Below are 10,337 nucleotides of genomic sequence, written 5' to 3'. Positions count from 1 at the left end.
TGGTCGGCCTGCCAGAAGTCGAGCAGCACGCCGGGTATCGGGCGGCAGCCGCGTCCGAAGACGTACCCGGTGACGGTGAGTCGGGTGCCGGGCGTGCCGCTCGTGACCAGCGAGTTCCTCAGCGGGGAGTTGGGCTTGAAGTACGGGCCCTCCATCTGCTCCACCGTCGGCTCGTCGCCGTCGTGGCAGTCCGGGGTGGGAGCGAGGCCGGCGCCGCCCGCACCCGACTGCTCGCGGGCGAGGGCGACCCGCCCCCCGATCAGCAGCGGGGCGGCGCCGAGCGCGGCGGCCGCGCGCAGGACGGTCTTGCGGCTGACGCGACGGCCGCCTCCCGCGGGGTCGGGCAGTGCGGTGGGCTCGTCTTGCACGGGCATCGAGGGCCTCCTGGCTGGACGGGTGGGGGGTGTGGGCGCGCGGTGGGGGAAGGGCGGGACCCGTCCGGGCATCCCTCCCGGACGGGCACCGGTCCGCTCGCGACCAGCAGCCAACCTACGGGCCGTCCTGGTGCGCGGCGATGGACTCGATCCGGGGATCGTGGTGATTTCGACCGGCGGTACGGGCGCGGAACTCGCCCGGCGACATCCCGGTCTCCCTCCGGAAGAAACGGCAGAAGTAGGCGGCGTCCGAGAAGCCGGCCGCGTACGAGATCTGCCGGACCGTCATGTCGGTCCCGGACAGCAGGCGCTTCGCCTCCAGCGTCTGCTGTTGCCGGATCAGACTGCCGGGCGAGCGCCCCGTGGCCCGTCGTACGAGCGTCTGGAAGTGCCCGACGGACACGCCGAGCTCCCGCGCGTACCAGCCCACCGACCGCCCCGCGCCCTCGGGTTCGCAGAGCAGCCGTCCGAAGGCCGAGGCCAGCTCGGTGGCCCGGTCGCGCGCGGCGCCGGCCGTCGCTTCGCCCGCCGCGCCCTCCCCACAGGCCGCGTCCGGCGCGTCGCCGGTGCGGCCGAGGGTCCGCGACGCCCGGGCGATGAGGATGTGCAGGCAGGCCCGTAGCACGTTCTGGTACCCGGGCCGCAGCTCGCGGTACTCCTCGCCCATGTCGGCCAGGAGCGCGGCGATCGGCGCGGCCTGGTCGCCGGCGGGATGCCCGGGCCGGCCGGCCAGCAGCCGCAGGGCGGCGGCGTCGTCCGCGTGGGGCAGGAGGAAGTCCTCGTTGAAGAGGACCACGTGCCCGGTGAGTCGGTCGGCCTCGTCCCAGTGGTGGACCTGGCCGGGGGTGATCACGCACAACTGCGGGGGCTCCACCGGACGGCGGACGAGGTCCAGTACGTGCGCGCCGCTCCCGCCGGTGACGTGGACGATCTCGTAGAAGGTGTGCCGGTGGGGGAAGGAGGCGCGCGACAGCGGGCCGATGGTGTCGAAGGTCCCGATGGCGAAGGGCAACAGGTGGGGGAGGGGGACCTCCAGGCGGTGCAGGGGCAGGTCGGGGAGGCGGGTGTTCCGAAGCCGGTCCATCCCCGCAGTCTCCGACCTGCCCCTCTCACAGGTACAGACCAATCACGGACGTCTGTCGTCCGGTCGTCCGGCCACCCTGTCGTCCGGCAGTCCCGCCGCCCTGCCGCCGGCCTTAGCGGAACAAACGGTCTCCGGGGCCGGCCATGCGGTGGGTCGCACCGTGCCGGTTCACCCAGTCCCGGACGAGGGCGATCGCGTTGGCGCACTGCCAGGCGTCGTCGTATTCGCGCATCCCGGTGAAGGACCCGTAGCCCGCGATGATGCCGTCCACGCGTCCCTCGCCGAGCAGTTTGTCGACGTACCACGGGTCGTTGTACGTGGTCGTCCACGAGAGGGTGGCCGCGAGCCGCCCGGCGTCGCGGTCGCCGGCGCCCTTCTTCAGCTCCGCGCACGTGTAGTACGTGGCCTCGGCGCAGTTGCCGAACCCGTTGGTGATGTCGCTGTCCCCGTAGTCCATCACCCGGCGACCGGAGGGGAATCCGGAGCCCGACCGGTCGAACGCGGCCTGGACCCGGTCGCGCGTCCCGGTCGTCGTGATGCCCTCCAGGGGGCCGAGCCTGCCCGCCAGGCTCTGCCAGCCGCGTCCGCCGACGTCGGGCGTGCCGCCGCCGTGGTACTCGTAGAAGCCGTAGAGCACCTGGATCCCGGCGGCCGTCAGCCGCTGCGCCTTGTCGCGCAGTCCGGCGACGCTGCACCCGCGGTTCTCGCGCTCGCCGCAGTAGTTGGGGTCCTTGATGTCCAGCCAGACCAGGGCGAGGCGGCGCCCCGCGTTCGCGTGGGACAGGATGCGGTCGACCATGCTGTCGAAGCCGGGCCCCAGCCGGTTGTCACCGGCCGAGGAGCAGTCGTGCCAGGCGCGCCATTCGTTCGGGTTCCACCAGGCGCAGACGTCGATCTCGATGCTGTTCGCGCCGTGCTTCAGGGCCGCGTCCACGCCGGTGAGCGTGTCGACGCGGTGCGCGATGGCGTAGACGGGACGCCGCTGATCCGCCGCCTGATCTGCCGCCGAGGCCTGCGCGCCGCCGAGCGCGCCGGCGCCGACGAGCGCGCACAGGGTGATGAGCAGTGCCGGCAACTTCCTTGCGAGGGAGGGGCGTTCGAGGTGAGTGGGCAAGAGCGTGCTCCTTCGTCCCGACGTCCGGGACGGGTGGTCCGTCCCTGCGCCCACCCTGCCGGCGGGGGTACGTGCACGCTGCATGGATCTCGGTCGAGGTGCGCCCGGACCTGGCGGGAATCCGCTCGGGTCCCGTCGTGGACCCCGCCGACCGGCGGGGTGGGGCGTGGCCGAACGGAGGGTGTTCCCCGGACTCCCGTTGACGGATCATGGTTTCGGCGGCCTGGCCGGACTCCGGACCGGGACGGGAGGCAGACTCGGACCGACGGGCGTACGGACCACGCCCCGCGATCGTGTGCCACCCGAGAAAGCAGCCGATGATGTCCCACCCGATACCGGGCCCCCCGCAGGACGCCCACGACCCCTGGGCGCTCGCGCCGCGGGAATCCCCGAAGCCCGTTCACCCGCAGGACGGCCCGGCCCCGACGCCGTGGCCGACGCCGGGCCCGGGCCCGGGGCAGGCCGGATTCCCCCGCCAAGGCGCGTACGGGGGCGCCCCGTACGGCCGGTGGCCCGAGGCGCCGGTGCCCGCGCCCGGGCCGGTCCCCGCGCCGCCCGGGGCCGCCTACCACGAGCAGGGGCGCAACGGGCGGCAGCGTGGCGGTGCGCGGGTGGGGGAGTTCTTCCTCGGACTCGCGCTGATGGTCGGCGTGATCCTCTTCGTGTTCGCCGCGTGCGCCGTGGCGGGTTCCGCCTTGGGGTTGGAGTTCGGGCCGGAGGGGAGCACCGCGGTCTTCGCCGACCCGCTGCTCGACAACTCCGTCACGCTCGTGGCCATCGGACTGTGGACGCCGGCCGTGCTGATCGCCGTCCGTGCGTGTGGCGGACGGCCCGCGGGGACCCTGGTGTCCGTCACCGGCCGGCTGAGGTGGGGGTGGTGGGGGCGGTGCCTCGCCCTGGCCGGGGCCGTCATGCTCCTCCAGAACCTCGTGATGTTCGTGTGGAGCCTGTGGCAGGAGGGGGACGAGGCGGTGGCCGGCGAGTTCCCCGGCTGGTCCTCGCTTGGGCTGAGCCTGGTCGTCCTGTGGGCCCTGGTGCCCTTCCAGGCGGCGGCCGAGGAGTTCGTCTTCCGGGGCTGGCTGGTCCAGCTCTTCGGCGGGTTCGTGCGGTCGCCCTGGCCCGGTGTCGTGGTGACCTCGCTCCTGTTCTCCCTGGCGCACGGCTACGGACAACTCTCCGGGTTCCTGCTGTTGTGCTACTCGGCGATCTGGTGGGGCTGGCTCACCATCCGCACCGGCGGTCTGGAGGCCGTCATCGCCGGCCACACGGTCAACAACCTGATCGCCTTCTCGCTGGCCGGCGTGTTCGGGGAGCTCTCCGACCAGAGCACCGCCGCCGACGCCCCGTGGGAGGCCCTCGTGACCGAGCTGGTGTTCACTCCCGTGTTCTGCCTGCTGGCCGCCCGGCTCGCCGACCGGCACGCGATCGCCACCCGCACCCCGCGTCCCACGCCCTGACCGCCGATCGCCGCCGGCGGCAGGGACCAGAATGGCCCGATGGACACGCGACGCCCCTGCCCCTGCTGCGGTCACCTCGTCTTCGACGTCGAAGACGGGTGGCCCGGCTGCCATCTCACCTGCCCGATCTGCTCGTGGGAGGACGACCCGGCGCAGTTCCGCCGGCCGTTTCGGTCGGGCGGCGCCAACCAGTGGTCGCTCGTCGAGTCCCAGCGCAACTTCGTGGCCTACGGCGCCTGCGACCAGCGGGGCCGGCGATTCGTCCGCCCCCCGCAGGAGGACGAGCCCCTCGACCCGGCGTGGCGCCCCATCGACCCGGCCACCGACCTCTTCGAGGAGTCCGCGGCGCAGGACGCCGCGGTCCTGTGCTGGTGGCTCCCCACCTTCCGCGGAGCCGCCGAAGAGCCGGCGCCCGATCCGGACCGCGAGGTGGTGATGGATGTGGGCGCGGTGCGCACCGAGCGCGACCTCCACGGTGTCCTCACGCGGGAGCTGGGTTTCCCGTCGTTCCACGGCATGAACTGGAACGCGTTCTGGGACGCGATCACCGGCCTCGTCGTGATGCCCCACCGCCTGCGCTTCGTCCACTGGTCCGCGTTGGAACGGCGCCTGCCGTCGGCCGCGACCACGCTGCGGGACGAGCTGAGGAGGTACGACGAAACGGTTCGCGGGATCGGCGTCGCCTACGACCGGTAGCCGGCCCCGGAGCGGGGCGGTGGTGCGGTCAGGGGGTGTCGGCGTCGAGGAGCGCGGCCGCCGCCGCGATGAAGGTGCCCGTCGCCTCCCTGGCCGCGTGCCGGCGGGCGTCGAGTTCGGCCCGGTCGGTGGCCCTGCGCAGGGCGTAGGTGGCGTCCGCGGCCTGCCGGGCGGACTCGGCCAACTCGGGTACCAGCACCTGGAGGCGTATGTGGGGCGCGGTGACGGCCGCGCGGGTCTCGTGGGTCCTCGTCTGGGCCTCCAACTCGTGCTCGGTGCCGGGCGAGGTCAGCGTGAGCCGTTCCCGGTGGAACATCGCGGAGCGGTGCGCGTCGAGGGCGGCGGCGAAGTCGGTGACGGCGTCGAGTCGGTCCTGGCGACGGGACTGGGCGCGCTCCTCGGCGCGCGCGGTGCGCGCCGAGCGGTGTTGCAGGAGGCCTGCGGTCAGGGCTCCGGCGAGGGTGCCGAGGACGGCGACGAGGGAAGGCCACAGGGAGGACATCGGGGCGTGGATCCTTTCGGGCATCGGGGCCGACCGCGAGGCGGGTGTGGTTCCGTCGGCTGTCGGGCGCATGCCGAGAGCGTCGCACGGGCGCCGAGGCCCTCTCGACCCCTTTCACGGCAACCGGGGCCCCCGGGCCCACGCGAGTGTCGCAGGCCGCGGCTACCATCCGCTGGTGAATCCCGACCTGCTGTCGACCCTGGCCGTGCCCCTCCCACCGGGGCGGCTGATCACCTCCGACGAAGGGGCCGGAGGCGCCCGGACCCTGTGGTTGAGCGACGGTGTCGCCCCCGAGGGGCTGTGGGGGCGCCTCCTCGCCGAGCACCACCGCTCGGGCGTGTGGCCGTTGTTGCTCGACGCGCTGGATCCGAACGACGACGAGTTCCGCCCGTGGGGGTCGGGGGAGCTCTTCCCCGAAAGGATGTCCTCCCCGGCGGACCACGATCCCGACGACGTCCTCGCCGCGTGGTGGGCGACCCTCACGGCGGGCGACGCGTACGACGACGCCCTCGACGTCAAGCGGCGCCTGGCCACCACCGCGCCCTTCGGCCAGGCGTGGCCCGGCCCGGCGCCCGGCCGGGAAGGGGTGGTCGACCCGGTGGGAACGGCCTGCGCGCTCGCCCGGAGCTTCCTCGCCGATCACCCGCGGACCCGTCTGGGGCTGGTCGCCGCGCGCTCGGGCGCCGAGGCGCCGGCGGTCGCGGGTTGGCAGGGGCCCTGCAACCACGAGAACGACACCGGGCGGGTCTCGGCGGTCCTGCGCGACTGGGAGGTCCGGTTCGGAGCGCGTGTCGTCGCCGCGGGCTTCGACACGCTGCACCTCAGCGTCGCCGCGCCGCCGACGGGCGAGCGGGACGCCCTCCTGGTCGCGGCCGAGCATTTCGCCCTGTGCCCGGACAACATCTGGCAGGGCGACCGGCCGTACACACTGGCCGCGTACGCCGAACGGATCGTCGGAGCACACCGCTGGGACTTCTGGTGGGACTGATCCCGACGTACGTCCGGGCCCGCGGGACGGACCCGGACGGGCGTGCCCCAGGTTGGCGGGAATTGGACTTGTCAGGGTTCGAGATCCCCCTCTTGGCCTAACGCTTAGGTTAGGCTAACCTTCGTGTCGTGCAAGCCGGTGAAGAGAGATCAGCAGCAGGACGCCCCCGCGGGCATGAACTGTCGGCCACGGAAGTGACCGTGGCGTACGACGGCGTCGACGTGGTCCACGACGCGTCACTGGTGCTGCGGCCCGGAGAGGTCACCGTACTGGTCGGCCCCAACGGCAGCGGGAAGTCGACGCTGCTGCGCACCGTCTCGCGGCTCCAGCGACCCCGGACCGCGAAACTCGTCATCGACGCCGACACCGACGGCCTCGCCCTGTCGCCCCGTGAGTTCTCCCGCCGCGTGGCCCTGTTGACCCAGGGCCGACCCACCCCCAGCGGCCTGAGCGTACGGGACCTCGTGGAGTTCGGCCGCTACCCCTACCGCGGTCGCTGGGGCAAGGCCGACCCGGACGGCACCGCCGCCGTGGACCGCGCGCTCGCCCTCACCGGCGTCGCGGAGTTCGCGGACCGCGGAGCCGAGCACCTCTCGGGCGGACAGCTCCAGCGCGTCTGGCTGGCCGGCTGCCTCGCCCAGGAGACCGGCGTGCTCCTCCTCGACGAACCCACCACCTACCTGGACCTGCGCTACCAGGTCGAACTCCTCGACCTCGTACGCGACCTGGCGGACGACCACGGCATCGCCGTCGGCGCCGTCCTGCACGACCTCGACCAGGCCGCGGCCGTCGCGGACCGGATCGTCCTCCTCCGCGCCGGCCGGGTCATCGCCGAGGGCCTCCCCGAGGAGGTCCTCACCGGCGACCGGCTCACCGACGCCTACGGCATCCGCATCGAAGTGGACGCCGACCCCCTGACCGGCCTGCTGCGCACCCGCGCCATCGGCCGACACCACACGCGAAGCGAAAGGCTCAGTACCACCTCATGAGAAGGCTCCTCCTCACCGCGACGACCGCCACCGTCGCGGTCCTCACCCTGACCGCCTGCGGGACCACCGAGCCCGCCGCCGACGACAAGGCCACGGCCAAGGGCGCGGCCGAGAAGATCTCCCTCACCGACGGCACCGGTACCAAGGTCGAGCTCGACGGCCCGGCCAAGACGATCGTCGCCACCGAGTGGAACGTCGTCGAGAGCCTCGTCTCGCTGGGCGTCGACCCCGCCGCCGTCTCCGACGTCAAGGGCTACAAGGCCTGGGACACCGCCGTTCCGCTCAAGAACGAGCCCAAGGACGTCGGCACCCGCGGCGAGCCGAGCATGGACGCCATCGCGGCCGTCAAGCCCGACCTCATCGTGGCCACCACCGACCTCCCGGCCGCCGCGGTCGACCAGCTGAAGAAGGTCGCGCCCGTCATCAACCTGAAGGCCGCGGACGCCGCGGACCCGATCGGCCAGATGAACAAGAACCTGGACCTCCTGGCCCAGGCCACCGGCACCACCGCCAAGGCCGACACCCTCAAGAAGGCCTTCGAGGCGAAGATCGCCGAGGGCAAGAAGGCGCTCGCCGACAAGGGCCTGGCCGGCCGGCCCTACGCCTTCGCCGACGGCTACGTCGTCTCCAACCAGGTCTCGATCCGCCCCTACACCAGCGGTTCGCTGATCGGCGGCGTCAACGAGAAGCTCGGCCTGAAGAACGCCTGGACCGTCGAGGGCGACCCGGCCTACGGCCTGGGCACCACCGACGTCGAGGGCCTCACCAAGCTCGGCGACGTCGAGTTCGCCTACATCGGCAACGACACCGACAAGGACAGCAACCCCTTCAGCGGCCAGCTGGCCCAGGACAAGGTGTGGACCTCGCTGCCCTTCGTCCAGAACAACAACGTGCACCGCATCCCCGACGGCATCTGGATGTTCGGCGGCCCCGAGTCGATGGGCAAGTACATCGACGCCGTCGTCGCCGCGCTGACGAAGTAACAGCATGGCCGTCACCACACTCACCCCCGCCACCCGTCCGTCGGCGGCCACGTCCCGGACCGGCGCAGCCGTGGTGACGGCCGTCCTGTGCCTGCTCGTCACGGCCCTCGCCGTCGCCGACCTCACCCAGGGCACCGCCCACGCCGGCGCCCCCGAGGTCTGGAAGGCCCTCACCGGCCGGGGAGACGCCGGCGACACCTCCGTCGTCATCGCCTCCCGGCTCCCGAGGGCCGCCGCCGGACTGCTCGTCGGCGCCGTGCTCGGCATGGCCGGCGCCGCCCTGCAGGCCGTCACCCGCAACGTCATCGCCTCCCCGGACACCCTCGCGGTGAACTCCGGCGCCTACCTGGCGCTCGGCCTCACCGCCGTCACCGGGATCTCGCTGCCGCTGTTCGCCTCCTCCGGCATCGCCTTCCTCGGCGGACTCGCCGCGGCGGCCGTCGTCCTCGGCCTGTCCGGCCTCGGCGCCGGCACCGTACGACTCGTCCTCGCCGGCAGCGCCCTCACCCTGGGCCTCACCGCCGCCACCGAGGGGATGCTCCTGCTCTTCCCGCAGGAGACCACCGGCATCTACCACTGGAACCAGGGCAGCATCTCCCAGAACGGCTTCGACGGCATCCTCCAGGTGCTGCCGATCGCCCTCGTCGGCCTCGTCGGGCTGCTCCTCGTCGCCCGCCGGATCGACGCCCTGGCCCTCGGCGACGACGCCGCCCGCGGACTCGGCGTCCCGGTCCGCGCCACCCGCGTCACCGTCGTCGTACTCGCCTCCCTGCTGTCCACCGCCGCCGTCACCCTCGCCGGACCCATCGGCTTCGTCGGCCTGTGCGCCCCCGCGCTCGTCCGGCCGCTCGCCCGCCGCTTCCGCGCCTACACCAAGACGCGCGGCGCGCTCCCGGCCACGGCGCTCGTGGGCGCCGCGCTGGTCCTCGGCTCGGACGTGCTGCTGCGCGCCGTCGTCCCCGCCGACGTGGCCGTCGCCGTCCCCACCGGAGTCGTCACCAGCCTCGTCGGCGCCGTCTTCCTGATCGTCATGGCGACCAAGACCCGGGACACCGCCGGAACCACCGACACCGAGCGGCTGCGCATCAGGAGCCGTACGGCCTTCCTCGCCACCACGGGCGCCCTGGTCGTCGCCCTCGTCGCCGTCACCGTGGCGGGCGTCCTGCTGGGCGACAGCAAGCTGCTCCTCGGCGACGTCGTCAACTGGGCCCAGGGCAACGCCGGCCGGACCATCACCTTCGTGCTCGACACCCGGGTACCCCGCGTGCTCGCCGCGCTCCTCGCGGGCGCCGCCCTGGCCCTGGCCGGAACCCTCGTCCAGGCCGCCACCCGCAACCCCCTCGCGGAACCGGGCGTCCTGGGCGTCTCCGGCGGCGCGGCACTGGGCGCCGTACTCCTCGTGACCACCGTTCCCACGGTCGGCTCGTGGGGCCTGGCGGGCGCCGCCTTCGCGGGCGCCGCCGTCAGCGGCGCCATCGTCTTCGGCCTCGCCGCACGGGGCGGGTTCCGGCAGAACCGGCTCGTCCTCGTCGGCTTCGGCGTGGCCACCGGCTCGGCCGCCCTGATCAGCATGCTGATCATCCTCACCGACCCGTTCAACGCCACCAAGGCGCTGACCTGGCTGTCGGGCTCCACGTACGGGCGCGGCTTCCCCGACGTGGTACCGCTCGCCGCGGTGCTCGTCCTCGGTCTGCTCCTCGCCGTCCGACGACGCGCCGACCTCGACCTCGTCTCCCTCGACGAGGACACCCCCCGGCTCCTCGGCCTGGACCCGGCGCGCGGCCGCCTGGCCTTCCTGCTGCTCGCCGTCCTGCTCAGCGCCACCGCGGTGGCCGCCGCAGGCACGATCGGCTTCGTCGGCCTCGTCGCCCCGCACGCCGCCCGGGCCCTGGTGGGCCGCAGGCACGTCAGGGTGGTCCCGGTCGCGGTGCTGCTCGGCGCCGTCCTCGTCTGCGTCGCGGACCTGGTCGGGCGGACCGTGATCGCCCCGACCCAGATCGGCGCCGGAGTGATGACGGCCCTGATCGGCACGCCGTACTTCCTCTACCTGCTGGTCCGCAGCCGAGGCCGCGACCAGGGCCGCCCGTAGGCCGTCGGGTTTTCGGCCACCGCGCGAAGGCGGCCCGTACGGATCTTCCGTACGGGCCGCC

Annotated in this window: 9 protein-coding genes and 1 pseudogene; 6 read left to right on the top strand and 4 right to left on the bottom strand. The window is 73.4% G+C overall.

Annotation, left to right across the window (positions count from 1 at the left end):
* From AB0D01_RS39045 to AB0D01_RS39035, 3 genes and pseudogenes are all read right to left on the bottom strand, one after another.
* Nucleotides 1-374: pseudogene (locus AB0D01_RS39045) on the bottom strand (dioxygenase); the annotation flags it as partial.
* 115 nt (nt 375-489) lie between these two features.
* Complete coding sequence (locus AB0D01_RS39040) at nt 490-1,458, bottom strand: AraC family transcriptional regulator (RefSeq protein WP_363064059.1); 969 nt, start codon at nt 1,456-1,458, stop codon at nt 490-492.
* Nucleotides 1,459-1,570: 112 nt separating this feature from the next.
* The gene (locus tag AB0D01_RS39035) at nt 1,571-2,572 is read right to left on the bottom strand and encodes a phospholipase (protein ID WP_363064057.1); all 1,002 of its coding nucleotides are present in this window, start codon (nt 2,570-2,572) and stop codon (nt 1,571-1,573) included.
* 317 nt (nt 2,573-2,889) lie between these two features.
* On the opposite strand from AB0D01_RS39035, the gene AB0D01_RS39030 reads away from it, so the two are divergent.
* Nucleotides 2,890-4,029 carry a type II CAAX endopeptidase family protein gene (locus AB0D01_RS39030; RefSeq protein WP_363064055.1) on the top strand — a complete coding sequence of 380 codons (1,140 nt, stop codon included), beginning with the start codon at nt 2,890-2,892 and terminating at the stop codon, nt 4,027-4,029.
* 39 nt (nt 4,030-4,068) lie between these two features.
* On the top strand, nt 4,069-4,725 hold the full coding sequence (locus tag AB0D01_RS39025; protein WP_363064053.1) for a CPCC family cysteine-rich protein: 657 nt from the start codon (nt 4,069-4,071) through the stop codon (nt 4,723-4,725).
* Nucleotides 4,726-4,753: 28 nt separating this feature from the next.
* Here the strand turns inward: AB0D01_RS39025 and AB0D01_RS39020 are convergent, their stop codons facing one another.
* Nucleotides 4,754-5,227: a hypothetical protein gene (locus AB0D01_RS39020; RefSeq protein ID WP_363064051.1), complete on the bottom strand. Its 474-nt coding sequence runs from the start codon at nt 5,225-5,227 to the stop codon at nt 4,754-4,756.
* A gap of 175 nt (nt 5,228-5,402) precedes the next feature.
* Here AB0D01_RS39020 and AB0D01_RS39015 point away from each other — a divergent pair, with 175 nt between their 5' ends.
* The 4 genes from AB0D01_RS39015 to AB0D01_RS39000 all read left to right on the top strand — a co-directional run bounded on the left by AB0D01_RS39015 (nt 5,403) and on the right by AB0D01_RS39000 (nt 10,276).
* Nucleotides 5,403-6,215, top strand: coding sequence for a DUF4253 domain-containing protein (locus AB0D01_RS39015; RefSeq protein ID WP_363064049.1), 813 nt, complete (start codon nt 5,403-5,405; stop codon nt 6,213-6,215).
* A gap of 128 nt (nt 6,216-6,343) precedes the next feature.
* Nucleotides 6,344-7,204 (top strand): ABC transporter ATP-binding protein, encoded by an 861-nt coding sequence (locus AB0D01_RS39010; RefSeq protein ID WP_363064047.1) that lies wholly within the window; start codon nt 6,344-6,346, stop codon nt 7,202-7,204.
* On the top strand, nt 7,201-8,187 hold the full coding sequence (locus AB0D01_RS39005) for an iron-siderophore ABC transporter substrate-binding protein (protein ID WP_363064045.1): 987 nt from the start codon (nt 7,201-7,203) through the stop codon (nt 8,185-8,187). Before AB0D01_RS39010 ends, AB0D01_RS39005 begins: the two co-directional genes overlap by 4 nt.
* 4 nt (nt 8,188-8,191) lie before the next feature.
* Complete coding sequence (locus AB0D01_RS39000; RefSeq protein ID WP_363064043.1) at nt 8,192-10,276, top strand: iron ABC transporter permease; 2,085 nt, start codon at nt 8,192-8,194, stop codon at nt 10,274-10,276.
* Nucleotides 10,277-10,337: the final 61 nt, after the last annotated feature.

The organism is Streptomyces sp. NPDC048606 (assembly GCF_040650855.1).
GTDB lineage: Bacteria > Actinomycetota > Actinomycetes > Streptomycetales > Streptomycetaceae > Streptomyces.
This window is presented reverse-complemented; position numbering and strand designations above follow the sequence as displayed.

Coding starts and splice junctions, on each gene's coding strand:
- AB0D01_RS39030 (WP_363064055.1), top strand. CDS start 2,890: ATGATGTCCCACCCGATACCGGGCCCCCCGCAGGACGCCCACGACCCC.
- AB0D01_RS39020 (WP_363064051.1), bottom strand. CDS start 5,227: ATGTCCTCCCTGTGGCCTTCCCTCGTCGCCGTCCTCGGCACCCTCGCC.
- AB0D01_RS39040 (WP_363064059.1), bottom strand. CDS start 1,458: ATGGACCGGCTTCGGAACACCCGCCTCCCCGACCTGCCCCTGCACCGC.
- AB0D01_RS39005 (WP_363064045.1), top strand. CDS start 7,201: ATGAGAAGGCTCCTCCTCACCGCGACGACCGCCACCGTCGCGGTCCTC.
- AB0D01_RS39025 (WP_363064053.1), top strand. CDS start 4,069: ATGGACACGCGACGCCCCTGCCCCTGCTGCGGTCACCTCGTCTTCGAC.
- AB0D01_RS39000 (WP_363064043.1), top strand. CDS start 8,192: ATGGCCGTCACCACACTCACCCCCGCCACCCGTCCGTCGGCGGCCACG.